The 23,722-nt window shown below is 70.5% G+C and carries 23 protein-coding genes and 1 pseudogene; 10 read left to right on the top strand and 14 right to left on the bottom strand.

Features of this window, described 5'->3' with window-relative positions; all coding sequences use genetic code 11:
* The first annotated feature begins 100 nt into the window (after window positions 1–100).
* Window positions 101–961: a helix-turn-helix transcriptional regulator gene (locus ACIPC1_RS35675; protein WP_402524838.1), complete on the top strand. Its 861-nt coding sequence runs from the start codon at window positions 101–103 to the stop codon at window positions 959–961.
* Window positions 962–1,224: 263 nt separating this feature from the next.
* On the opposite strand, the gene ACIPC1_RS35670 is transcribed toward ACIPC1_RS35675, so the two are convergent.
* The 4 genes from ACIPC1_RS35670 to ACIPC1_RS35655 form a co-directional block, all read right to left on the bottom strand.
* Complete coding sequence (locus ACIPC1_RS35670; RefSeq protein WP_402524836.1) at window positions 1,225–2,439, bottom strand: NAD(P)/FAD-dependent oxidoreductase; 1,215 nt, start codon at window positions 2,437–2,439, stop codon at window positions 1,225–1,227.
* A 1-nt stretch (window position 2,440) separates the two neighbouring features.
* Window positions 2,441–2,638, bottom strand: a complete 198-nt coding sequence (locus ACIPC1_RS35665; protein ID WP_402524834.1) for a ferredoxin — start codon at window positions 2,636–2,638, stop codon at window positions 2,441–2,443.
* 55 nt (window positions 2,639–2,693) lie between these two features.
* Window positions 2,694–3,896 (bottom strand): cytochrome P450, encoded by a 1,203-nt coding sequence (locus tag ACIPC1_RS35660; RefSeq protein WP_402524832.1) that lies wholly within the window; start codon window positions 3,894–3,896, stop codon window positions 2,694–2,696.
* Between the two features lie 106 nt (window positions 3,897–4,002).
* Window positions 4,003–4,677: a TetR/AcrR family transcriptional regulator gene (locus ACIPC1_RS35655; RefSeq protein ID WP_402524829.1), complete on the bottom strand. Its 675-nt coding sequence runs from the start codon at window positions 4,675–4,677 to the stop codon at window positions 4,003–4,005.
* Window positions 4,678–5,036: 359 nt separating this feature from the next.
* Between ACIPC1_RS35655 and ACIPC1_RS35650 the strand changes: the two genes are divergently transcribed.
* Window positions 5,037–5,840 carry an SGNH/GDSL hydrolase family protein gene (locus tag ACIPC1_RS35650; protein ID WP_402524826.1) on the top strand — a complete coding sequence of 268 codons (804 nt, stop codon included), beginning with the start codon at window positions 5,037–5,039 and terminating at the stop codon, window positions 5,838–5,840.
* Between the two features lie 124 nt (window positions 5,841–5,964).
* Here ACIPC1_RS35650 and ACIPC1_RS35645 read toward each other — a convergent pair whose 3' ends face one another.
* On the bottom strand, window positions 5,965–6,792 hold the full coding sequence (locus tag ACIPC1_RS35645) for an aminoglycoside phosphotransferase family protein (RefSeq protein ID WP_402524824.1): 828 nt from the start codon (window positions 6,790–6,792) through the stop codon (window positions 5,965–5,967).
* 12 nt (window positions 6,793–6,804) lie between these two features.
* On the opposite strand from ACIPC1_RS35645, the gene ACIPC1_RS35640 reads away from it, so the two are divergent.
* The 3 genes from ACIPC1_RS35640 to ACIPC1_RS35630 are packed head-to-tail and all read left to right on the top strand — an operon-like array spanning window position 6,805 to window position 9,380.
* On the top strand, window positions 6,805–7,452 hold the full coding sequence (locus ACIPC1_RS35640; RefSeq protein WP_402524822.1) for a rhomboid-like protein: 648 nt from the start codon (window positions 6,805–6,807) through the stop codon (window positions 7,450–7,452).
* Window positions 7,453–7,462: 10 nt separating this feature from the next.
* Window positions 7,463–8,860 carry an NAD(P)/FAD-dependent oxidoreductase gene (locus ACIPC1_RS35635; protein WP_402524819.1) on the top strand — a complete coding sequence of 466 codons (1,398 nt, stop codon included), beginning with the start codon at window positions 7,463–7,465 and terminating at the stop codon, window positions 8,858–8,860.
* 43 nt (window positions 8,861–8,903) lie between these two features.
* The gene (locus ACIPC1_RS35630; protein WP_402524817.1) at window positions 8,904–9,380 is read left to right on the top strand and encodes a GNAT family N-acetyltransferase; all 477 of its coding nucleotides are present in this window, start codon (window positions 8,904–8,906) and stop codon (window positions 9,378–9,380) included.
* A gap of 7 nt (window positions 9,381–9,387) precedes the next feature.
* Here ACIPC1_RS35630 and ACIPC1_RS35625 read toward each other — a convergent pair whose 3' ends face one another.
* Both ACIPC1_RS35625 and ACIPC1_RS35620 read right to left on the bottom strand, forming a co-directional pair.
* Complete coding sequence (locus ACIPC1_RS35625) at window positions 9,388–10,371, bottom strand: zinc-binding dehydrogenase (protein WP_402524815.1); 984 nt, start codon at window positions 10,369–10,371, stop codon at window positions 9,388–9,390.
* Between the two features lie 125 nt (window positions 10,372–10,496).
* Window positions 10,497–11,660 carry an NAD(P)-binding protein gene (locus ACIPC1_RS35620; protein ID WP_402524813.1) on the bottom strand — a complete coding sequence of 388 codons (1,164 nt, stop codon included), beginning with the start codon at window positions 11,658–11,660 and terminating at the stop codon, window positions 10,497–10,499.
* A 133-nt stretch (window positions 11,661–11,793) separates the two neighbouring features.
* Between ACIPC1_RS35620 and ACIPC1_RS35615 the strand changes: the two genes are divergently transcribed.
* Window positions 11,794–12,474 carry a pentapeptide repeat-containing protein gene (locus tag ACIPC1_RS35615; RefSeq protein ID WP_402524811.1) on the top strand — a complete coding sequence of 227 codons (681 nt, stop codon included), beginning with the start codon at window positions 11,794–11,796 and terminating at the stop codon, window positions 12,472–12,474.
* Between the two features lie 168 nt (window positions 12,475–12,642).
* On the opposite strand, the gene ACIPC1_RS35610 is transcribed toward ACIPC1_RS35615, so the two are convergent.
* On the bottom strand, window positions 12,643–13,143 hold the full coding sequence (locus tag ACIPC1_RS35610; protein WP_402524808.1) for a hypothetical protein: 501 nt from the start codon (window positions 13,141–13,143) through the stop codon (window positions 12,643–12,645).
* A 7-nt stretch (window positions 13,144–13,150) separates the two neighbouring features.
* Between ACIPC1_RS35610 and ACIPC1_RS35605 the strand changes: the two genes are divergently transcribed.
* Window positions 13,151–14,638, top strand: coding sequence for a M1 family metallopeptidase (locus ACIPC1_RS35605; RefSeq protein ID WP_402524806.1), 1,488 nt, complete (start codon window positions 13,151–13,153; stop codon window positions 14,636–14,638).
* Window positions 14,639–14,646: 8 nt separating this feature from the next.
* Here ACIPC1_RS35605 and ACIPC1_RS35600 read toward each other — a convergent pair whose 3' ends face one another.
* Both ACIPC1_RS35600 and ACIPC1_RS35595 read right to left on the bottom strand, forming a co-directional pair.
* Window positions 14,647–15,606 (bottom strand): GNAT family N-acetyltransferase, encoded by a 960-nt coding sequence (locus ACIPC1_RS35600; protein ID WP_402524804.1) that lies wholly within the window; start codon window positions 15,604–15,606, stop codon window positions 14,647–14,649.
* Between the two features lie 100 nt (window positions 15,607–15,706).
* Complete coding sequence (locus tag ACIPC1_RS35595) at window positions 15,707–16,282, bottom strand: TerD family protein (RefSeq protein ID WP_384387045.1); 576 nt, start codon at window positions 16,280–16,282, stop codon at window positions 15,707–15,709.
* 201 nt (window positions 16,283–16,483) lie between these two features.
* On the opposite strand from ACIPC1_RS35595, the gene arfB reads away from it, so the two are divergent.
* Window positions 16,484–16,912: an alternative ribosome rescue aminoacyl-tRNA hydrolase ArfB gene (gene arfB, locus ACIPC1_RS35590; protein WP_365432690.1), complete on the top strand. Its 429-nt coding sequence runs from the start codon at window positions 16,484–16,486 to the stop codon at window positions 16,910–16,912.
* Window positions 16,913–16,928: 16 nt separating this feature from the next.
* On the opposite strand, the gene ACIPC1_RS35585 is transcribed toward arfB, so the two are convergent.
* Window positions 16,929–17,540: a flavin reductase family protein gene (locus tag ACIPC1_RS35585; protein WP_402524800.1), complete on the bottom strand. Its 612-nt coding sequence runs from the start codon at window positions 17,538–17,540 to the stop codon at window positions 16,929–16,931.
* 613 nt (window positions 17,541–18,153) lie between these two features.
* Here ACIPC1_RS35585 and cdgB point away from each other — a divergent pair.
* Both cdgB and ACIPC1_RS35575 read left to right on the top strand, forming a co-directional pair.
* Window positions 18,154–19,893 carry a diguanylate cyclase CdgB gene (gene cdgB, locus ACIPC1_RS35580; protein WP_402524798.1) on the top strand — a complete coding sequence of 580 codons (1,740 nt, stop codon included), beginning with the start codon at window positions 18,154–18,156 and terminating at the stop codon, window positions 19,891–19,893.
* A 130-nt stretch (window positions 19,894–20,023) separates the two neighbouring features.
* Complete coding sequence (locus ACIPC1_RS35575) at window positions 20,024–21,043, top strand: carbohydrate-binding protein (protein WP_402524795.1); 1,020 nt, start codon at window positions 20,024–20,026, stop codon at window positions 21,041–21,043.
* A gap of 43 nt (window positions 21,044–21,086) precedes the next feature.
* On the opposite strand, the pseudogene ACIPC1_RS35570 reads toward ACIPC1_RS35575, so the two are convergent.
* The 3 genes and pseudogenes from ACIPC1_RS35570 to ACIPC1_RS35560 all read right to left on the bottom strand — a co-directional run.
* A pseudogene (locus ACIPC1_RS35570) lies at window positions 21,087–21,550 on the bottom strand (PfkB family carbohydrate kinase); the annotation flags it as partial.
* Window positions 21,551–21,584: 34 nt separating this feature from the next.
* On the bottom strand, window positions 21,585–22,730 hold the full coding sequence (gene nagA, locus ACIPC1_RS35565; protein WP_384387057.1) for an N-acetylglucosamine-6-phosphate deacetylase: 1,146 nt from the start codon (window positions 22,728–22,730) through the stop codon (window positions 21,585–21,587).
* A complete protein-coding gene (locus tag ACIPC1_RS35560) occupies window positions 22,730–23,710 on the bottom strand; it encodes an ROK family protein (protein ID WP_402524792.1) in 981 nt (326 codons plus the stop codon). Before ACIPC1_RS35560 ends, nagA begins: the two co-directional genes overlap by 1 nt.
* Between the last annotated feature and the right edge of the window lie 12 nt (window positions 23,711–23,722).

The raw sequence follows: 23,722 nt of genomic DNA, 5'->3' as shown, positions 1-23,722 counted from the left end.
CGCAGGCCGGGGAGGCGGTCCGCCTCCCCGGCCTGCGTCGGCGGTGGTGGAGATCCGAGGCGAACTTGCCGGAGTGGTCCGGCACTTCGACAATTGAAGGGTGGAGCACATCGTGAACACGGACCTGGGCGGTTACCTGCGGCAGATGCGCGAGCGCATCCGGCCTGAGCAGGTCGGGCTCGAGAACCGCAGATCGCGGCGGGTTCCCGGGCTGCGGCGCGAGGAGGTGGCCGCGATGGCCGGTGTGAGTCAGACGTACTACACCCGGCTCGAGCAGTCACAGACCGCACATGCTTCGCCTCAGATCCTGCTGGCCATTGCCCGTGCCCTGGAGTTGGGCCCCGACGAGCAGGCGTATCTGCTCAAGATCGGCACCTCGGTTCAGGCCCCGCAGCAGCAGGCGCCGCGGACCGATCAGCTGAGCCCCTCCACCAGAATGCTGGTGGGGTCGCTCGGTAACGCGGCTGTGGCCGTGCTGAACTACCGGTGCGACATCCTCGCGTGGAACTCCCAGTACCACAGATTGTTCGCACCCCATCTGGACTTCGGCCTGCCGGAAATCGCCGAGGAGCGTCCCAATCTCATCAAGCTGAACTTCCTCGATGAGAACGTCCGGGCGCTGTACGGTGATTGGTCCATGGAATCGCAGTCCAATGTGACCTATCTGCGGTTCATCTGCGGTAATCACCGGCACGATGCGCAGTTGGCCGGATTGATCGGCGAACTCACCATTCAGAGTGAGGAGTTCGCGGAACTCTGGTGCCGTCAGCGGGTGGCGAACTGTATCGAGGGAACCAAGCTCTTCGACCACCCCGTTGTGGGGGAACTCGAGTTGATGTACCACTCCGCGGATCTGCAGGACGGGAATATTCTGAAGTTCTACCACGCGGTGCCCGACTCCCCGCACGAGGCGGCATTGCAACTCCTCACGGTGGACCTGGATTCGGTCCGCTCACGCTGAGCCGAGCTGCGCGCCGAACCGGGCCGCGTGCTGTCCGGGAACTGACGGGCCGGGGCGGCGTACCGAAAGTGGCCTCGGCCCGTTCATCGAGCAGCACGCAGCACGCAGCACGCAGCACGCAGCACGCAGCACGCAGCACGCAGCACGCAGCACGCAGCACGCAGCACGCAGCCGCGCAGCACGCAGCCGCGCAGCACGCAGCACGCAGCACGCAGCCGCGCAGCCGCGCAGGAAACGGAGACGGACTGTCTCTGTTTTTCCGGTCAGTACGGGCCCACGCTCGCCGGCCGAGGCCAAGGCGCCGTGTCCACCACCGACTGCCGCCAGGTGCGGAGTTGGCGTGGCATACCGCTGGCCACCACCGCGCGGACGACGTTCTCCTCGCCGGTGCTGCCGCCGTAGACCGCCACGAAGCGGCGTTCCGCGAGGGAGCCCTCGACCACGGTGAACTCGCGGTCCGCGCTCGGGAGGCCGTACGACTGGAGTTTGAGGTCGTACTGGTCGGACCAGAAGTACGGGATCAGCGGGGTTTCGGTGGGAGCGGTCCCGGCGAGGGCCCGGCCGACGATCCGGCCGTGGTCCGTGGCCGTCATCCGGTGTTCGACCCGGTGGTGTCGGCCGGTGCGGGGGTCGCGCCAGGCGGCCACGTCGCCGACGGCGAACACTCCGGGCAGGACCTGGCCGTGTTCGTCGCACAGCACGCCGTTGCCGAGCGGGATGCCGGAGCCGGCCAGCCAGCCGACCTCGGGTTTCGAGCCGATGGCGACGAGGACGGCATCGGCGGGCACGGTGGTGCCGTCGTCGAGTTCGACCTCGCGGACCCGTCCCTCCCGACCGTGCAGCGCCCGTACGCCCGTACCGCAGCGCAGGTCGACGCCGTTGTCGCGGTGCACGTCGGCCAGCATGCCGCCGACCTCCGCGCCCAGCGCCCGGAGCAGCGGCAGCGGCTGCGGGTCGGCGAGGGTGACGTCGACGCCGAGGCCGCGGGCGACGGCGGCGACCTCGGCGCCGAGGAAACCGGCGCCGATGACGACGAGCCGGCGGGCGGTGCGCAGTTCGGTGCGCAGCCGCAGTGCGTCACGCAGGCCGCGCAGGATGTGGACGCCGCCCAGGTCGTGCCCGAAGGGCAGCCGTGCGGGGGTCACTCCGGTGGCGATGACCAGGGTGTCGTAGGTGAGGGAGGAGCCGTCGGCCAGTGCCACGGTCCGTGCCGCGGTGTCCACGGCGCTCGCCCGTACGCCGAGCCGCAGGTCGAGGGCGAGTTTGTCGAGGTCGGCGCGGGGGCGCAGGGTCAGCCTGTCGGGCTCCCAGTCCCCACTGAGCAGTTGCTTGGACAGCGGGGGCCGGTCGTACGGCTCCTCGGGTTCCTCTCCGACGAGCACGATCTCGCCGGTGTAGCCCTGGGTGCGGGCGCTCTGGGCGGTCGTCAGTCCGGCGGCCGAGGCCCCGACGACGACCACGCGTCCGGACGTGGTCATCTCACTCCTCGTGGAGGGTGATGGCGAGCGCGGGGCAGAGCTGCGCGGCTTCCCGTACGGCCTCGTACCGGTCCTCGGGCGGTGCTTCGTCCAGCATGACGACGATGCCGTCCTCGTCCCGCTGGTCGAAGACGTCGGCGGCTGCGAGCACGCACTGCCCGGCGGCCACGCACTTGTCCTGGTCGATCTCGATCTTCATGTGGGGGGTGGATCCTTTCGGGATGGGGTTCTTCACCAAGTCACGGTGGGGTTCTTCACCAGGTGACGGGCAGTTCGGAGATGCCGTAGACGCCGGTCTGCCGGCGGAAGGCGATCTCCTCGTAGGGGACTGCCACCTTCAGGTCGGGGAAGCGCCGGAAGAGCGTGGGCAGCGCGATCTGCAGTTCGGCGCGGGCGAGGGGCTGGCCGAGGCACTGGTGGACGCCGTAGCCGAAGGCGAGGTGGTTGCGGGCGGAGCGGCTGAGGTTGAGCTCGTCGGGGAGGTCGAAGACGGCGGGGTCGCGGTTGGCCGACTGAATCGGGATCACCAGGCCGTCTCCGGCCTTGACGGTGACACCGCCGATCTCGAAGTCCTCAAGGGCGATCCGGCGTAGGCCGTTGTGCACGATCGTCAGGTAGCGCAGCAGTTCGTCCACCGCGGCCGGCACCGACTCGGGCTCGGCGAGCAGGTGGTGCAGCTGGTCGGGGTTGCGCAGCAGCGCGACGGTGGACAGGCCGATCATGTTGGCGGTGGTCTCGTGCCCGGCGACCAGCAGCAAAGTGCCCATGCCCGCGGCCTGTTCGGGGGTGAGTTCGCCGGTCCGGATCCGCCGCACGACGAGTTCGCTGAAGAGGTCGTCTCCCGGGTTGTGGTCCTTCTCCTTCAACAGCCCGAGCAGGTAGTCCAGGATCGCGTCGCGGGCCGCGGTGGCCTCCTCCAGGGTGGAGGTGAGGTCGACCAGCACCTTGGAGTTCCGCTGGAACACCTCACGTTCGGCGTAGGGCACGCCGAAGAGCTCGCAGATGACGAGTGAGGGGAAGGGCAGCGCGAAGTTCTCGATCAGGTCGGCGGGCCGGGGCTGCTCGGCCAGCTCGTCGAGGAGCTGGTCGGTGAGCTGCTGAAGCCGGGGGCGCATCGCCTCGACGTTCTTGAGCATGAAGGTGCGGGTCAGCATGCGCCGGAACAGGCCGTGGTCCGGATCGTCCATGGTGATGAAGAAGCCGGGGGCCCGGGTCGCGTTGCCCGCGCGGGGGGTCGGGAAGCCCTCGCGGGTGATGTCGGAGCTTGCCGCGGGGTGGGCGAGTACGGACCGGATGTCGTCGTAGCGGGTCACGAGCCAGTGGACGGGCCCGTGCGGGAGGGCGATCCGGCGGATCGGTCCCTCGGTGCGCCAGTGCGCGAATTCGCCCGGCGGATCAAGAGGGGAAGTGCCCCGGTCGGTGGGCAGTGTGGGGGGTGCGAGACCGGTGTCGGGCAAGGCAGTACCTCCAGGCTCTGGTGAGCGCGTGGTTCCTCGGACCAGTTGGCTAACGGTGTTAGGCAACTGTCGTCAGAGTACTCCCTTCTTTGCCAAGGCAAGGTCGCTATCCGGCCAAGAGTGCGGTCACCAGGTCGTCCGCGAGGGCCGGCATGTCATCCGGGGTCTGATGGACGGGCAGCGCGACCCGCAGTGTGGTGATGCCGTGCAGCGCGGTCCACAGCAGGGCCCCGCGGCGGTCGGCGTACATCCGGGCGGGGGCGCCGTCGGCGGAGCCGGCGCGGGGTGTGCCGGCGTCGCTGAACGGGTGGGGCTCCAGCTCGAACCCGCAGGCCGCGAAGGCCCGGGCCCACACGTTGATCAACTTCATCACGGGGTGCCCGGCGAACCGCTCCACCGGCAGCGCGGACTGCTCGACCCCGAACATCAGCCGGTAGCGTGCCGGGTTCTCCAGTGCGAACCGTCCGTACCACAGGACCATCGCCCGCAGCGCGCCCTCCGGATCGTCCGCCGGATGCCGCTCGCCCACCGCGCGCAACTCCGCGATGAACTCCCCGTATGCCTTCTCCATCAGCGTCGCGACCAGTTCGGCGCGGTCCTTGAAGTGCAGGTAGATGCTCGGCGGAGCGATCCCGACCTCCCGGGCCACGGCCCGCAGCGACAGGGCATCCTCGCGCCCGGCCTCCCCGAGCAGCCGCTCCGCCGCGCGCAGGATCTCCTCCCGCAGTTTGCCCCCCTCGCCCCAGCGATTGGGTGTACGGGCCTTCGGCTCCCCCGCCATGACATCTCCTTCCGATCCTTCCGACCCTTCCGGCCCGCACATCATCCATGACCGGCAGGGGCCCCGCCTGGGGCCGGAGCGGCCGCGAGGACCTGGTTTCTCCGAAGTTCGCCGAGGCGGAAATTGGCATCAATCAGTTCGAACGGACCTTTCAGGCAAGGGTATTGATTCCGGGCCCGCTGATCTCAAACCATCGGCATGGTGAATTCTCGGCCATTGGGCAGCCGCTCGGGGCCCGGTGGCCACCGGCATCCCTCCGCTCCTGAAACGTCATCACTTCTTCATGGGTGCGGCAGCGCGAGGACGTCCTGAACTGCTATTCATGGGGGCTAATTCATCTGCCATGGAGAGGTATTTCCGTGCGTTCATTAAGGGTACTTTTCACCGTCCTGCTGGCATTCGTCGGGGCGGTCACGATATCGAGCTCGGCTCAGGCGGCCGAGGGCAAGTACGTGGCTCTGGGTGACTCGTACGCCGTCGCCCCCGGGACCCGGACGTACGACGACGCCGTCAACGACCTGTGCAGACGGGGCCCACTGGCCTACTCCCGGCTGTGGGCGGCCCAGCACCCGTCGGTCGCCTATGTGGAGGCGTCGTGCTCCGGCGCGACCACGGCCGACCTGATCAACACGCAGATTCCCCAACTGACGGCGGACACCACGTTGGTGACGATTCAGGTCGGCGGCAACGACGTCGGTTTCGTCGATGTGCTGGCGAACTGCGTCCTCACCATCGACGACCAGGACTGTGTCGACGGAGTCGAGGCGGCGAAGCAGGCCACACAGACCACTCTGTCGACCGCGCTGGCGCAGACGTACGCGGCGGTGCGGGCCAAGGCGCCCAATGCGCGAGTCATTGTCATCGGTTATCCGCGGTTCTACACCATCAGCGGGACCTGCGGAATTTTCGGATTGAGCGACACCGAACGAAGGGCCGTGAACTCGGCGGCCGACACCCTGGCAGGTGTCATGTCCGCCCGTGCGGCGGAGGCCGGTTTCACATTCCTGGACGCCCGGCCGGTATTCGACCCGCACACCATCTGCTCGACGGGCACCGTCTGGCTGACCAGCCTTGAATGGGACAAACTCAACGAGTCCTACCACCCGAATGTGGCGGGTCACCGCGACGGCTATCTCGCCGCGTTGAACGCCCTGACCGGATGACCCGGATGACCCGGATGACCCGGATGGCCGGGCGGGCTGGATAGAGGTACCGGGTGAGGGCGTTCCGCCGAGTCGGCGGAACGCCCTCACTGCCCTCCCGGTGTCCGGTCGGCGCGACGCCGCCTCAGTGCCGCCGAGCCGGCAGCGTTCTCGCGACAGCCGCCTGCCGGACGTCCGGGCCCTGCCCCTCCTCCACCCGCCACAGCGAGTTCTGGAGCACGCGGCCCAGCGTCCAGGCCCGAGCGCGCTCGCGGTCCGCACCCAGGGTCTCCGTCAGCAGGTCGAAGCGCCGCAGGAGGTGTCCCTCTTCGAAGCGGTTCCAGAGGGCGGGGAGCAGGTCGAAGGCGGGGTCTCCGGCGAGCGGTTTCGGGTCGATGGCCAGCCAGGGTTCGCGGTCGGCTGCGAGGATGTTCTCGAAGTGCAGGTCCCAGTGCAGGAGGCGGTCGCCGGGTTCGTCCGCGACCTCGCGCAGCGCGGCGGCGCAGTTCCGCAGCAGTCGGCGGTCGTCCTCGTCGGCCGACGCCGCCAGCGCGGCCGGCAGGCGGTCGAACATGTCCGCCGTCAGCTCTCCGAGGCGTCGCAGCTCCGCCGGTGCCGGCAGCGATGTCAGCCGGGCGAGCAGGTCCGCGAGGATCGAGGTCGCCTTCATCACATCCGGTACGGCGGCCAGTGGGCGGTCCTCGTCGAGCCGTTCCAGGAGCATCGTGCCGGTGTCCGGATCGTCGTCCAGCAGTCGTACGACACCGTCGCCGCCCCAGGTCCGCAGAGCCAGGGCCTCGCCGGCCGTCTCCTCGTCGAGGTCCTGGAGTTTCAGGGCGGCCCGTGTCCCGTCGCCGCGCACCACCGGCAGCACGACCGCGACCTGCCCGCTCATCGGCCGCCCCTCCTGCCGCAGTCCCCACCGCTCCAGAAACTCCGCCCCCCGCTCCAGCAGCCGGGCGTCCCGCACCATCACAATCACCCCATGAGTCGAGTTCCACGCGCCGCCTGGTCGTACATCAGCCGTGCCCCGGGAACGTACATCTGGCTGCTGGTCCTCTTCGTCACGACCGTGGCCGTGCACCAGATGTCGCCGGAGTTCGAGCAGGAGTTCCTGCGGCAGCGGTCCACCAACATCCACGAGCTGTCGAGCAACCCGATCCGGGTGCTCTTCTCCAGCGCGATGTGGATCGACGGCGGGTACTGGCTGCCGTACGCCTTTCTGTACACGGTTTTTCACGCCCAGGCGGAGCACTGGCTCGGTACCGCGCGGTGGCTGGCGGTCTGTGTGGCCGCGCACGTCCTGGCGACGCTGATCAGCGAGGGGGCGCTGCTGCTGGCGATCCGGCACGGGGTGGCGCCGCAGTCGGCGGTCAACACCCTGGACATCGGGGTGAGTTACGCGCTGGCGGGGGTGATCGCGGTGCTGACGTACCGGATCGCGGCGCCCTGGCGGTATCCGTACGTGGCGATCGTGCTCCTCGTGTACGGGGTGCCGCTGGCGGCCGGGCGCACCTTCACCGATCTCGGGCATTTCACCTCGGTGCTGATCGGTCTGGCCTGCTATCCGCTGGTCAGAGGGCGCGGAAAAGCATGGAATCCGAAGGAGACACTGGCCGCCCTCAGGCGTTAACGTCCCGGCCATGAGCAGCAGCACGGTCAATGGCGGCATCTCCTTCTGGTATGCCGACGACGGCTTCCCCGCACCGCGCGAGCCGCTGCCCGGTGACGCCTCCGCGGACGTCGTCATCGTCGGCGGCGGCTACACGGGACTGTGGACCGCGTACTACCTGAAGAAGGCGGCGCCCTTCCTCCGGATCACCGTCCTGGAGCAGAAGTTCTGCGGGTACGGCGCCTCGGGGCGTAACGGCGGCTGGCTCTACAACGGCATCGCGGGGCGCGACCGGTACGCGAAACTGCACGGCAAGGAGGCGGCCGTACGGCTTCAGCGGGCCATGAACGAGACGGTCGGCGAAGTGGTGCGGGTCGCCGCGGCCGAGGGCATCGACGCCGACATCCATCAGGGCGGCGTACTCGAAGTGGCCTACACGCCCGCTCAGCTGGCCCGGCTGAAGGCCTTCCACGAGCACGAACTGTCGTACGGGGAGAAGGACCGCGAGCTGTACGGCGCGGTGGCGACCGCCGAGCGGATCCGGGTCGCGGACGCGGTGGGCTCCACCTGGACGCCGCACGGGGCACGGCTGCACCCCGTGAAGCTGGTCAAGGGGCTGGCCGCCGCGGTCGAGGCGCTCGGCGTCACCCTCCACGAGCAGACGCCGGTCACGGAGATCCGGCCGAAGCACGCGGTGACTCCGTACGGCACGGTCCGCGCGCCCTACGTCCTGCGCTGCACGGAGGGCTTCACCGCCTCGCTCAAGGGGCAGAAGCGGACCTGGCTGCCCATGAACTCGTCGATGATCGCGACCGAGCCGCTGACCGCCGAGCAGTGGGAGACCATCGGCTGGGAGGGGCGCGAGACCCTGGGCGACATGGCGCACGCGTACATGTACGCCCAGCGCACCGCCGACGGCCGGATCGCGCTCGGCGGCCGCGGAGTCCCGTACCGCTTCGGCTCACGCACCGACAACGACGGCCGTACGCAGCCCGCGACCGTCGATGCGCTGCGCGAGATCCTCGTGCGCTTCTTCCCCTCGCTGGCCGGTGTGGGGGTGGAGTACGCCTGGTCGGGCGTCCTCGGCGTGCCCCGCGACTGGTGTGCCACGGTGACCCTGGACCGTTCGACGGGGCTCGGCTGGGCCGGCGGCTACGTCGGTTCCGGCGTCGCCACCACCAACCTCGCCGCCCGTACCCTGCGCGACCTCGTCCAGCGGGACTCCGGGCAGTCCGGCGAGACGGAACTGACCGGCCTGCCCTGGGTCGACCACAAGGTGCGCAAGTGGGAGCCGGAGCCCTTCCGCTGGATCGGCGTCCACGGCATGTACGCCACCTACCGCACGGCCGACCGCCGCGAACTGACCACGCACAGCGCGGAGTCGTCGCGACTGGCCAGGGTGGCGGACCGGGTGGCGGGGCGGCACTGACCCCGTATGCGCGCGGCTTGTGTACGTATGTGACACTGCCGCCATGATTCGCCCAGCCACCCCCGCCGATGTCCCCGTCATCCACGCCCTGGTGCGTGAGCTCGCCGAGTACGAGAAGGCGCTGGAGGAGGCGCGGGCCTCTGTGGAGCAGTTGCGGGAGGCGCTGTTCGGGGAGCGTCCCGCCGCGTTCGCGCATGTCGCCGAGGACGCGGCGGGGGAGGTGGTCGGGTTCGCGCTGTGGTTCCTGAACTTCTCGACGTGGCGCGGGGTGCACGGGATCTACCTGGAGGACCTGTACGTACGGCCCCAGGTGCGCGGCGGCGGGCACGGGAAGGCGTTGCTGACCGAACTGGCGCGGATCTGTGTGGAGCGCGGGTACGAGCGGCTGGAGTGGTCGGTGCTGAACTGGAACCGGCCGGCCGTCGAGTTCTACGAGGCGCTGGGCGCGCGGCCGCAGGACGAGTGGACGGTGTACCGGCTGACGGACGACGCACTTGCGAGGCTGGGCTCACGGGACTGACCGTTGATCACGGTTCCAGTACCACCTTGCCGACGGTGCCCCGGTTCTCCAGGGCGCGGTGCGCGGCTGCGGCCTCGGCGAGTGGGAAGCGGGTGACGGCCGGGGTCAGACGGCCGGCGGCGGCTTCGGCGAGGGAGCGCAGCTCCAGGGTGTGGACGGGGTTGGGGCCGCCCGCCTTCCGCATCATCGCGACCCCCAGGACCTCCTGGGAGACGCCCTCGACGAGCAGCGGGGCGCCGCCGTCACGCAGGCCCCCGCCGGACCAGCCGAAGACGAGGTGCGTGCCGCCGGGGCCCAGCAGGGCGACGGACTCGCGGGCCGCGTCACCGCCCACCCCGTCGAAGACGACGGTTGCCTTCGCGCCGCCGAGGAAGGCGCGGACCTTCTCCGGCCAGTCCGGGTCCTTGTAGTCGACGGCCAGGTCGGCGCCGTTCCGCTGCACGCGGGCCACCTTCTCCGGGCCGCCCGCCAGCCCGATCACGGTGGCGCCCGCGTGCCTGGCGTACTGCACGAGGAGGGTGCCGATACCGCCTGCTGCCGCCGGGATCACGACCACGGAGTCGGGGCCGAGCTCGGTGAACTGCAGGATCCCCATCGCCGTACGCCCGGTGCCGATCATCGCGACGGCCTGCGCGAAGTCCAGGTTCCCGGGGATCTCGTGGAGGCGGTCGACGTCGACGACCGCCAGCTCGGCGTAGCCGCCGGGGGCGAAGCCCAGGTGCGCCACGACGCGCTTGCCGAGCCAGAGGTCGGCCACGCCCTCGCCGAGGGACTCGACGGTGCCGGCGATCTCGCGGCCGGGGATCGTGGGCAGGGCGGGCAGCTCCGGGAGCGGGCCGCGGATGCCCGCCCGGATCGCGGTGTCGAGAAGGTGAACGCCCGCCGCGGCGACGGCGATACGGACCTGGCCGGGCCCCGGCTCGGGGTCCTCGGTCCGCTCGTACGAGAGGTTTTCGGCAGGACCGAAGGCGTGCTGGCGGATGGCGTGCATGGTGGGCTCCGTCGTCTATTGGCCGTCATCCATTGGCCGTCGTCTGTTGACCGTTGTCTGTAGGCCGTCGTTGTTGTCTGTCGTTGTCGTCTGTCGTCCGTTCGTTGTGGGCTCAGCTTTTGACCTCAAGCTCGCTTGAGGTCAAGTCGTTGCCGGACCTTGAGTGCCAGGGTCACGGCTTCGAGCGCGCTGTTGAAGGAGACCTCCGAGAGCACTCCCGGGGCGGCGACCTGGTCGCCCACGAGGTAGACGCCGTCGCCGCGGTCGATGGCGGGGCGGTCGCGCCAGCTGGTGCCGGGCAGGTCGACCGCGCCGGTACGGCCGTTCGCGGTGGCCTCGCGCCGCCAGGTCACGCGCTCGCGCCAGCCGTCGAAGGCGAGGTCGAGCAGGTGCTCGGCGCGGGCGACGCCATCGGCCCGGGACTCGTGCGGGGCGATCGGGATCTGCCCCTGGACGAGCTGCTCGCCGGCCGGGGCGAGGCTGCGGTCCTGCGCGGTGAACCTCTCGATCCAGCCGGGTGAGTCCAGGTCGGAGACGGCGAACGCGTCGCCGCGCCGGGTGCGGACGGCCAGGTCGATGAGGGCGGTACGGCCGCTCGCCCAGGTCAGCGAGTCGTCCTTGAGGAGGCGGCGGGCGGAGTCGAGGGAGGTGGCGACGATGACGGGACCATCCTGGGGAAGCGCGTCGACCCTCGCCAGGGTCTCCATCCGGACGCCGAGATTCCAGGCGCGGGCCGCCATCCGGTCGATGACGGACGCCCAGCCACCCCTCGGGTAGTGCGCCTCCGGAGGCAACTTCGTGGCGCGGCGCAGGCGTTCCTGCACGAAGGCGGCGGAGAGGGAGCCGGGGTCGTGGTGGAAGAGGGCGACTGCGGAGTAGTGCGCCGCCGCCCGGGCGCCCTCCTCGCCGGCCTGTTCCGTGGCCCAGGTCATGAAGTCGACGTCCACGGGCGCCTGTCGGGACGTACGGCGCAGCAGCTTGAGCATCGCGAAGGGCGGGGTCCGGCGAAGGGCGCCCTTGTGGTGGAGCCTGAGGCGGGCCGCTTCCAGAGCCGGGATCGGGGCGAGCGGACCGAGCAGGTTGCGTTGCCTGAGCCAGGTCCAGTGCGGGCCGCCGCTGTAGAGGGCGTGCGGCCCTTCGTTGGTCTTGTAGCGGCCCTCGGCGGTGCGGGCCCGGCCGCCGAGCGTGTGGTGGGCCTCGTACACGGTGACCTTGGCACCGGTCTCGGCGGCTGTGACAGCGGCGGTGAGTCCGGCGAAGCCGCCGCCGATGACGGTGATGTGGGGCATGGCTGGGGTCTCCCTCTGCTCCGGGGGCGTTGTCTTCTGCCGTGACGACTGATCGAGGGGGCCGGAATGTGACATGGGGAGGGGAAAACGCAGGTCGGGGCCGTTGTCAGTGGTGGGGTGCACGATGGGGGGCATGGTGCGGAAAGCGGCGGGCGGGGCGAAGAGGCTGGTCAAGGGTGCGCGGCGGCCGGAGGTGCGGTTGCCGCCCCTGGAGCCGTACGGCGGTGCGGGGCTGGAGCCCGACGGGGATTACGACGGCCTCGACTTCCGTGACGTGGACTTCGTCGGGCAGGACGGCGGGGGCGCGCGGTTCATGGACTGCGCGCTGACCGGGTGCGCGCTGGACGAGACGCGGCTGCATCACGCACGCGTCCTCGACTCGGTCCTGACCGGCATACGGGGCGTGGGCACCGACCTCGCCGAGTCGACGTTGCGCGATGTCGAGCTGGTCGACGCCCGGCTGGGCGGGGTGCAGTTGCACGGTTCCGTACTGGAGCGCGTCCTGGTGCGCGGCGGCAAGATCGACTACCTGAACCTGCGCAGGGCCCGCCTCAAGGACGTCGTCTTCGAAGGGTGCGTCCTGGTGGAGCCGGACTTCGGCGCTGCCCGGCTCGAGCGCGTGGAGTTCGTGGACTGCGTGATCAAGGAAGCGGATCTCACGGGGGCGACGCTGACGGACGTGGACCTGCGGGGGGCCGCCGAGTTCAGCATCGCGCGGGGGGTGGACCGGCTGACGGGGGCGGTGATCAGTCCGGCTCAACTGGTGGATCTGGCGGGGGTGTTGGCGGCGGCGATGGGGGTGCGGGTGGAGTAGGAGGCGTCCCGTACTTCCGGGGCTACGCCGTTTCAGCCCGTCCGGCGTTTGAGGACGAGGCCGTTCAGGCCGACTGCGGGGGTCTGGGGGCGGCAGCCCCCAGGAACAAGGGACGGGTAGGGGCGGAGGGGGCGAAAAAACCACCCCGCGCCCACTCGGTCGCCACTCTCACGCCACCCGAGGAAAGCGAGCCTCCAGCGTCCACACCGCCGGGTTGTCGCGAAGCCCCTCGTGGAGATCGACAAGGTCGGCGATCAGATCGTGCAGAAAGTCCCGCGCCTCACGCCGAAGCTCGGCGTGGGAAAAGCTCAACGGCGCCTCCTCCACCCGCATCCAGTCCGCCTCGACATCCACCCACCCGAACCGCCGCTCGAAGAGCATCCGGTCGGTCGACTCCGTGAAGTCGAGCTCCGCGCGCTGCGGCCGCGAGGCCCGGCTCCCGCGAGGATCCCGGTCGAGCTGCTCCACGATGTCGCACAGCGCCCATCCGAAGTCGAGCACCGGCACCCATCCCCAGGCTGTGGACAGCTCCCGGTCCGCCTTGGTGTCGGCGAGATAGACATCCCCGCAGAACAGGTCGTGACGCAGCGCGTGGACGTCCGCGCGGCGGTAGTCGGTCTGCGGGGGGTCGGGGAAGCGGTTGGAGAGGGCGTAGCCGATGTCGAGCACGTAGGTGATGGTGTCATGTCCTCGTAGGATCGCGGACGTGCCCCGATCCTCCGCCGCCCTGGCCTCCGCACGGCCCTCCGCCGTGCCCTTTGCCCTGGCCATCGCCCTGGTGCTCACCGCGTGCAGCGGCGGCGTGCAGGGCAAGCCCGGCGCCTCCGGCGTACGCGACCCGTACTTCCCGAAACTGGGAAACGGCGGCTATGACGTCACGCACTACGGCCTGACCCTCGCCTACGACCCGGGGACCAAGCGCCTGACCGGGACGGCGGAGATCACGGCGAAGGCCACCCAGGATCTCAGTGCGTTCAACCTCGATCTGAAGGGCCTGGACGTCGACGAGGTCACCGTCACAAGCGAGGCCGACACGGAGGGCGAGGGCGATGCCGAGGCCGCCCGCTGGAACCGCGCAGGCCATGAACTCACCGTGCGCCCGCACGACGACCTCGACAAGGGCGACACCTTCCGCACGACGGTCCGCTACTCCGGCACCCCCGAGACACTCACCGACCCCGACGGCTCGGAGGAGGGCTGGCTGCGCACGGCGGACGGCGCCCTCGCGCTCGGCGAACCCACCGGCTCGATGACCTGGTTCCCCGGCAACCACCACCCCTCCGACAAGGCGTCGTACGACATCACGGTCACCGTCCCCGAGGGTCTGCGGGCCGTCTCCAACGGCGAGTTGAAGGACGAGACGACGCTGAACGGCCGTACGACCGCCACCTGGCACACCGCCGAACCGATGGCGAGCTATCTGGCGACGGTCGCGATCGGCCGGTACGACATCACCCATTCCACGACGAAGGACGGCCTGCCGGTGATCGTCGCCGTCGACCCGACGCAGGCCGAGGCGAGCAAGAAGGTGCTCGCGAGCATCCCCGAGGCCATGGAGTGGGAGGAGGCCAACTTCGGCCCGTACCCCTTCTCCTCGACCGGCGCGATCGTCGACCGCGAGGAGGACGCGGGGTACGCCCTGGAGACCCAGAACCGCCCGGTCTTCCCCGGCGCCCCGGACACCGAGTTCCTCGTCCACGAACTGGCGCACCAGTGGTACGGCGACTCCGTCACGCCCAGGACCTGGCGGGACATGTGGCTCAACGAGGGCTTCGCCACGTACGCGGAGTGGCTGTGGCAGGAGGACCACGACGGCGACACCGCCGACGAGATCTTCAACTCCCTCTACCAGGGCGACTACTACGACGACCCGGACCTCGACGAGGCCGTCTGGGCCTTCCCGCCCGCCAAGCCCACCAGCGCCGCGCACCTCTCCGACAGCCCCGTCTACGAACGCGGCGCGATGGTCCTCCACAAGATCCGGCAGACCGTCGGCGACGACACCTTCCACGACATCGTCCAGGGCTGGGCCGCCGCCCACCGCCACGGCAACGCGGACACCGCCGACTTCACGGCCTACGTGGAGAAGTCCGCGCCGGACGCCGACTTCGGCCCGATCTGGAAGGACTGGCTGTACGGGGAGGGGAAACCGGCGACGCCGTGAACGCCGTCTCAGTCGGACGTCGTGACATCGTCCAACTCGGCAAGCAGTGAGGGTAGTCGGGGCGGCCAGAGGGGCTCGGGCGAGGCGGCCAGTTCTTGCGGGGTCCACCAGCGCCAGCCGAGGATCCCCTCCTCGGTGTGCGAGACGCCGAGATGGTCGCCGACGGGGTCGCGACGCGGGCCGCGTGCCACGTAGATGTGATCGTTCTGGCGCACGGGAACTCCGGCCCGGGTGAAGTCGTGCTCCCAGGCGCACAGCAGGGCTCCGGGCTCCAGGTCGGTCCACCCGGTCTCCTCGCGCAGCTCCCGCACGGCCCCTTCGCGTGGGCTCTCGCCCGGTTCGAGCCCCCCGCCGGGCAGCGCCCAGTGGACGCCCACCTCGTCGTTGTCGTACCGGAAGAGGAACACCGAGCCCTCGGGGTCCAGAACGGCGACGCGGGCCGCCGGGCGCGGAGTGCGCAGCGTCTTGCGCAACACCGCGCAGGGGCGCCGGAGTTTTCGGTCCACGCGCCGCCCGATGACCTCGTACCCGAGGGCGGTCCAGAAGGCGAGGCCACCGGGGTTGTCGTCAAGTACGGCAAGCCGTACGGCGCCTCGCCCCGCACCCCGGAACCGCCCCTCGACCAGTCCCGCCAACTCCCGCCCGTACCCCCGGCGTTGCTCGCTCCCCTCCACGAGGAGCAGCCCGATCCACGGATCGGGATCAGCCGGATCAGGATGCCGCGCAAGAGTGATCACCACCCCGACGAGCCGCCCCCCGACGCTGTTCCGGGCCAGCAGAACCTCCACGTCCGGGTTCGCCAACTCCTCGGCCAGCGAGGCCGCGACCTGCTCCGGGCGGATGTCCTCAGGGTCGGGAAAGTCACCGCCGAGGGCGTGGAAGTCGCGGTGGGAGGCGTAGAGGGCGGTGAGTTCGGTGAGGAGGGGGGACGGGATGTCGGGGGCGGCCGGGAGAACGTCGAGGATCATGCGGGGCAGATTATGGCGTGGGCAACGGCACGGCCGCTCGGCCGGGAAACCTCCCCGGCCGGGCGGCCGTAGACCCGCTCTGGTGTGCCGCGGGCGAACGTCAGACGTTCACGCCGAAGTCCTGCGCGATGCCCGTCAGGCCCGATGCGTAGCCCTGGCCGACGGCGCGGAACTTCCACTCGGCGCCGTTGCGGTAGAGCTCGCCGAAGACCATGGCGGTCTCGGTGGCGGCGTCTTCCGACAGGTCGTAGCGCGCGATCTCGGCGCCGCCGGCCTGGTTGACGATGCGGATGTAGGCGTTGCGGACCTGGCCGAAGTTCTGCGAGCGGGTCTCCGCGTCGTAGATGGAGACCGGGAAGACGATCTTGTCGACGTCGGCGGGGAGGCCCGCCAGGTTGACGTTGATCGCCTCGTCGTCGCCCGCGCCCTCGCCTGTCCGGTTGTCGCCGGTGTGGACGATGGTCTGGTCCGGGGTCTGCTTGTTGTTGAAGAAGATGAAGTGGTTGTCCGAGTAGACCTTGCCCTCGGGGTTCACCGCGATCGCGGAGGCGTCGAGGTCGAAGTCGGTGCCCGTGGTGGAGCGGACGTCCCAGCCGAGGCCCACGGTGACGGCGGTCAGGCCCGGAGCCTCCTTGGTGAGCGAGACGTTGCCACCCTTGGACAGGCTTACAGCCATTGTTGGGAGTCCCTTCCCTCGTTGCGTACGTGCACCGTGCTCGTACGTTTGGGCTTCGTACGGGCACGAAGCTACAGCTACCCGTAAGAACGCCACGAGGGGTACCGAAGGTTCCTGCCGCTTTACTTTCTTTACCTAGCAGTGCGCGTGCCGCTGAAAACATGGTGACGTGGACCGGACATCCGCGCGACCATGTACCTCATGTCCGGTCCTTACGTCATTCGCGGCTCCGTCTCCCTCCCCGAGGCCGAGCTCATGTGGCGTTTCTCGCGCTCCGGCGGGCCCGGCGGACAGCACGTCAACACGAGCGACACGCAGGTGGAGCTCGGGTTCGATCTCGCGAAGACCAACGCGCTGCCGCCCGTCTGGAAGGAACGCGCCCTCGACAGGCTCGCCGGGCGGCTCGTCGACGGGGTCATCACCGTCCGCGCCTCCGAGCACCGCTCGCAGTGGCGCAACCGGGAGACCGCCGCCGTACGGTTGGCCTCCCTCCTCGCCGAGGCCTCCGCGCCCCCGCCCAAGCCCCGCCGGGCCACTCGCATCCCCCGCGGGATCAACGAGCGGCGGCTGCGCGAGAAGAAGCAGCGCTCCGACACCAAGCGCGGACGCAACGGGCGCGACTGGGGGTAGGGCCACCGACCCGGGCTCAGCCCAACTGCCGGTACCTGCCCTTGAAGTACGTCAGCGGGCCGCCGTCCGCGCTCGGCACTCCCGCTGTCAGTACGCGGCCGATGACGAGGGTGTGGTCCCCGGCGGGCACCCGCTGCTCGGTCCGGACCTCCAGGGTGGCCAGGGAGCCGCCCACCAGGAGTGCGCCGGACGCCTTTCCGCGGACGTACGGGATGTCCTCGAAGAGGAGCCGGTCGCTGATGCGGCCCTTCATGGCGAAGCGGCCCGCGATGTGACGCTGGCTCTCGGAGAGCACGGAGACGGCCCACAGGGGCTGTTCGGCGAGCAGGTCGTCCATACGGGAGCCGTCGCGCAGGCTGGCCATGACCAGGGGCGGGTCCAGGGAGACGGACATGAAGGCCGTCGCCGTCATGCCGATGTCCTCGCCGCCCGGCCCTTCCGGGTCCAGTGCGGGCTCGTGCGCGGTCACCAGGACCACGCCCGCGGCCAGCCGGGACATGGCGGCGCGGAACTCGTCGTTGCTCACCCCCTCAGCATGCACGGGAGCAGTGGGGGAGGCGGCAGCGGGAGCGACAAGGGAAGGGGCAGGGGACGCGACCGAGGGAGCCGCGGGGGGAGTGTTCGGCACGCCGAAACGCTAGTCTCCGACCCCGGGGCCGCACATCGGTCCCCGGCCCGAGCCTGGTCCTAGGACCATCGACGGACGACGACCGACCCGACGACGACGACGACCGACCGACGGACGACGGACGAACGGCGACCGGCGGACGAACGGCGACCGGCGGACGAACGGCGACCGGCGGACGAACGGCGACCGGCGGACGAACGGCGACCGGCGGACGGCCGATGGCCGATGGCCGATGGCCGACCGTCGGACCACCGGCGGGAAAACCCGCTGACGGACCGCCGGTGAACCCCCGGCGGAAAACCGGCCCCGCGAACCCGCCGCAACACCCCAGCGGCACGCAACGGACACAATCGCGCACAGCGCGTGCACAGCTCTCCAATATGCGCTCAATAGGTGCACGGAGAAAATGCAGAAACCCCACTCAATTGTTCACGTTACGCTGTGACTTGAGTCACAGGAGCCATATTTTGTTGACCCTGTGTACCGAGTGAGCAGCGCGCTGTGATTCAGTGACTGGGACGCTAGGTGAGAAGCTACCAAGCGGTAGGCCGAAGAAAACCAGGTGCGCCGAAGAGAACCCTGGAGTTGCTGCGAGGTCTCGAGGGGAGGGCGAATGGAGACCGAGTCGGAGCCCTACGTCCGTCTTGCGACCCTGCGGCAACTGCACACGGTGATGGCGGACATGAACACCGCCCGCAGCCTTGCGGACACGCTGCAGACCGTCGCGGACGGAGTGGTGACCGGCCTCGGGTACGAGCTGGCGTGTGTCAACCTCGTACGCCCGGACGGTGACCTCGTGGTCGCCGCGTTCGCCGGCAACTCCGCCGCCGAGGCCCTCATCACCGGCCGCGTCGGCTCCCGCGCCTCCTGGGACCGTCGGCTGACCATGGGCGAGGCCTGGGGCGACCTGCGGTTCATACCCCACTCCGAGGGCTGGGTCCTTGACGAGGACGACGTGCCGCAGTGGTACACCGACGGTCCCGCTCCCCGCTTCGAGGACGAGTGGCACCCCGCGGACCGCCTCTTCGCGCCGATGTACAGCCCCGGTGTCTCCGGCAGCGGCTGCGGCGAGCTGATCGGCGTCCTGTCCGTGGACAAGCCGCGCAACGGGCGGCGGCCCGGCGCATGGGGGCGTGAGGCGCTCCAGATGTACGCGTTCCAGGGCGCCATCGCCATCAGCAACGCGCGTCTACGAGCGAATATGCAGCGCGCACTTGTCCGCCTCGAGCGGGAGCAGCAGGCGCTGCGGGCCAGCGAGGAGAGCTTCCGGCAGGCCTTCGAGTACGCGCCGAGCGGCATGGCCATCGCGGAGATGGGCGGCGACCAGCACGGCCGGATCCTGCGGACCAACGACGCGCTCTGCCGCCTGCTCGGCCGCCCCGCCTCCGCGATGCGCCGCTACTCCTTCTCCGACCTCGTCCACCCCGAGGACATCGGCACGCTGCTGCGGACCTCGGCGGAGGGCGGCCGCGCCGAGCTGCGGCTCTGCCGTCGCGACAACACCTACGTCTGGGTGTCACTGCGCAACTCGGTCGTCGCGGACGCCGCCGACGGCCCCCGGTTTCTGCTCACCCACGTCGAGGACATCGAGGACCGCAAGCGCCGCGAGCTCCAGCTCGCCCACCGCGCCTCCCACGACTCCCTCACCGGCCTGCCGAACTCGGCCGAGCTGCGCTCCCGGCTCAGCTCCCGCCTCTGCAAGCGCCCGGCGGCGCTGCCCCCCGGCGCGATCGAGTCCCTCGACGCGGCGTACACGCACGGGCAGCAGCAGGCCGCCATGGGGGCGCTCCCGAGCGGCGAGCACGGCCGGTACGAGGGGAACGGCAACGGGGAGGTCGCGTACAGCGGGAACGGGAACGGACACGCCTTCGACACGTGGCCCAGTTCCGAGGCATACGAAGCCTTCGACCACCACGTGCACACCATCGCGCCCGAGGGCGAGACGGACGACGGCGCCAAGGGGCTGGCCGTCCTCTTCTGCGACCTGGACGGCTTCAAGTCGATCAACGACCGGTTCGGGCACAACGCGGGTGACGCGGTTCTCATCGAGGTCGCGCGCCGGCTCACCCACGGCGTCCGGGACGGCGACACGGTCGCCCGGCTCGGCGGCGACGAGTTCGTGGTGCTCGCCGACGGGCTCGGCCGGGCCGACGCCCAGGATCTCGCCGTACGGCTGCGGAACGCGATCATCCCGCCCATCAGGGTCGACGGCCGGGCCGTCCGGGTGGGCGCCAGCTTCGGAATCGGGTGGGCGCACTGCGGGATGACGGCGGACGAGGTGCTGAAGTCCGCGGACGAGCGGATGTACATCGAGAAACGGTCTCGTCCCAAAGCGCATCGGCGGGCCGGATAAGTAGCAGGTCACTGGGGTGAAGCGGTGAGGGCACCCGTTTGGCCCAGCGAGACCGGGTAGGCTCGCCATTCATCCATGCAGTGAATCTGCACCGTCCGCATCTGTACCGCACCCGCTAGGAGACCAAGGGATGACGCCCGGCAACAACGGCGCGAGCACGCCCGAGGACGATGACCCGTTCGGCTATCTGTACGAGGACGGCCAGGCCAACGGAGCCACCCCACCCGGTGGAGGCGGCGGCTACGGCTACCCCGGCTCGGTGAACCGGGTGCGTGCGGTCGGCGAGCGCCGTAACGGACCTCCGCAGGGCGGGCAGGCCGCGTACGGCCAGCAGGCCCCGACCGCGCAGTACGGCCAGCCGCAGGCGTACGGTCAGCCGCCGGCATACGGCCAGCAGGTCCCGCAGCAGCAGGCCTATGGCCAGCAGAACGCGAACTACGCGGCGCCCGAGACGGTTCCCGGCGGCGCGCCCACGACCCGGCACGCGCCGGTCGGCGACGGTGGCGGGCGTGGCCGCGGATCGAACGGGCCGAACACCAAGGGCCTCCTCATCGGCGCGATCGCCGTGGTCGCGGCCGTCGTCATCGGCATCAGCGTCGCCATGCTCAGCAGCGACTCGGGCAACGACGACAAGGCCGCCGCCGACGCGGGAGGCCCGACGCAGTCGACCTCGCAGAGCGCGTCGCCGAGCGAGTCGGCCGGCGACCAGCCCGCGGCCGAACTGCCGAAGGCCGACGCGAAGGTCCTGAACCTCGGCACCGGCGTGACGACGGCGTCCGACATCGAGGGCGCCCAGTCCGACGGCGGTGTCTATGTCACCGGCCTCAACCAGGTCGGCGCCCAGGTCACCTGGACCGTCAACGGCATTCCCGAGGACGGCGCCTACACCCTCTTCACCCGCTACAGCGTGCCCGGCTCCGACGAGGAGATGACGCTCACCGTCAACGGCAAGGAGTTCGGCAGCAAGCTGAACCTGGGCAACTTCGCGCACGCCGACGGCGGTGACTTCGCCAAGGGCTGGACGCAGACCTACTCGTGGCCCACCCTCACCAAGGGCACCAACACGATCGCCATCTCCTGCAAGGACGGCGACAGCTGCAATGCCCTCCTCGACCAGCTGTGGCTGAAGAAAGGCCAGGTCAAGGAGTAACGGCGGCTATGGCGCGCTCGCGTCCCGAGTGAGCGCGACCGTGACTGTGACCAGGGCCAGCAGTTTCTCGTGTACGTCCTGCGGTCGAACTCGCCCGCCGGCGGCCCTCCGCGTTCACCGCGAGCAGGCCCTGCGCACCCAGTGAGGCCACGACCGTGCGGGCGCCGAGGCGTCGGATGTCACGGGTGGCCCGCAACGGGTCGTGGTGGCCGCTGAGTTCGGCGAGTTCGTCCGCGTTGGGCCTGACGACGTCAGGGCGTAGTTGGTCCCGCACCGCGCGGCCCGTCGCGCCGCCCGTGATGCCCGTGGCCGTCAGCCCATGGCCGTCAGCTCGTGGCCGAGGGCGGCGAGCGCCCGGGCCACGTTCAGGCCCTTGCCGCCCGGGCGTTCGGACACCTCGGTGACCCGGTCTGAGGTGTGAGGCGTGAGGTGTGCGGGCGCAGGGACCGAACCCGGTAGGTGAGGTCCAGGGCCCAGGGCCGTGTTCAGGGTGACGGTGAGGATCACGTCCGCCCCCCCGGCGCCGACCGGCGCCCCCCCCTCAGCCCAGTTGGGGATCCACCACCCATTCGCCCCTGCGCAGCACGCCCTTGAGCTCGAAGGCGGAGTCGAGGATCACCAGGTCGGCGTCCTTGCCGGGCTCCAGGGAGCCCACCTTGTCGTACAGGCCGAGGAGCCGGGCGGGGTTGGCGGAGAGGGCCGCCACGACGTCCTCGACCGGCAGCCTGTCGACGGTGACCGCCCGCTTGAAGGCGCGGTCCAGCGTGAGTGTGGAGCCCGCGATGGAGCCGCCCTCCACCAGGCGCGCGACGCCTTCCGTGACCTCGACCTCCAGCGGGCCGAGCATGTAGCGGCCGTCGCCGAAGCCGGCCGCGTCCATGGCGTCGGTGATGAACGCGACCCGGCCGGGGCCCGCGTGATGGAACGCCAGCTCCAGGGAGGCGGGGTGCAGGTGCGTGCCGTCGTTGATCAGCTCGACCGTGATCCGGTCGTCCTCAAGGAGGGCGGCGATCGGGCCCGGAGTGCGGTGGCCGAGCGCCGGCATCGCGTTGAACAGGTGCGTCGCCACGGTCGCGCCCGCCTCGATGGCCTCGACCGTCTGCTCGTACGTCGCGTCCGTGTGGCCGATCGCCGCGATCACCCCGTGCTCGGCCAGCAGGCGTACGGAGTCGATGCCGCCCGGCAGTTCGGTGGCGAGGGTGACCATCTGGGCGTGGCCGCGCGCCGCGTCGATCAGCTTGCGGACCTCCGCCGGGTCGGGGTCGCGCAGCAGCTTCTCGGAGTGTGCGCCCTTGCGGCACGGCGAGATGAACGGGCCCTCGAAGTGGATGCCCGCGAGGTCGCCCTGCTCCGCCAGCTCGGAGAGCAGCCCGGCGCGCTGGGCGAGGCCGTCCATGTCGCCGGTGACCGTGGAGGCGACGGTCGTGGTGGTGCCGTGCAGGCGGTGGGTGTGGATGCCCTTGAGGACGTCCTCGACCGTGCCCGAGGTGAAGGACGCGCCGCCGCCGCCGTGGTTGTGGAGGTCGACGAAGCCCGGGACGAGCCAGTGCCCGGACAGATCGACCGTCTCGGCGTCCGCGGGAGCGCTCCCGACGATCCGCGCGCCGTCGACGATCACACGGCCGCCGTCCACGATTCCGGTGGGCAGTACCACCTGTGCACCGGCGAAAACCTTGCTAGTGGCCATCAGGTGGTTACCTCCGAGAGGTCAGTGGGGTCAATGGGGTCAGTGGCGTCAACAGGGGCAGTGGTGTTCAGCAGGTCCCAGGCCAGCAGTCCGGCGCCCAGGCAACCGGCCGTGTCCCCGAGGGCCGCGGGGACGATGGACGGCAGTTTCTGGAAGGTCACGCGCCGCTCGACCGCGGCCCGCAGTGGTGTGAACAAGGTTTCCCCGGCCTCGGCCAGGCCGCCACCGATGATCAGGGTGCGGGGGTCCAGCAGGGTGAGTGCGGTGACGAGCCCGTCGGCGAGTGCGTCGACGGCGTCGCGCCAGACCCGTACGGCCCGCTCGTCGCCGGACTCGACGGCCTTCGCGCAGTCCGCCGCCTCCGCCTGCGGGTCCCCGGAGGCCGCCGCCCAGGCCTGGCTGACGGCCGCGGCGGACGCGTACCGCTCCAGACAGCCGTGCTGGCCGCATGGACACGGGGTTCCCCCGGGCCGTACGACGATGTGGCCGATCTCGCCCGCGAAGCCGTGTGCGCCCGCCTCCACGCTGCCGCCGATGCCGATCGCGCCCGCGATGCCGGTGCCGAGCGGCACGAAGAGGAAACGGTCCGCTCCCCGCCCCGCGCCGATCCGGCCCTCCGCGAGCCCGCCGGTGCGCACGTCGTGCCCGAGGGCCACCGGTACGCCGCCGAGCCGGGTGCCGAGCAGTTCGCGCATGGGTACGTCGCGCCAGCCGAGGTTGGCCGAGTACACGGCGATGCCGCGGTCGGCGTCGACGATGCCGGGGACGGCGACGCCGGCGGCGGCGGCTCCCTCGCCGAGGTGCTGCTCGCCGTACGCGTGCAGTTCGGCCGCGAAACCGAGGATGCCCTCGACGACGGCGTCGGGCCCGCGTTCGCGGCCGGTTGCCCGGCGCGCCTGATGGAGAAGCCCGCCGTCGGCGCCGACGAGGGCGGCCTTCATCCCGGTGCCGCCCACATCGAGGGCGATGACATGTCTCACGAGGGACAGTGT

Origin of the sequence: Streptomyces sp. NPDC087263, assembly GCF_044744645.1 — a bacterium.
GTDB lineage: Bacteria > Actinomycetota > Actinomycetes > Streptomycetales > Streptomycetaceae > Streptomyces.
This window is presented reverse-complemented; position numbering and strand designations above follow the sequence as displayed.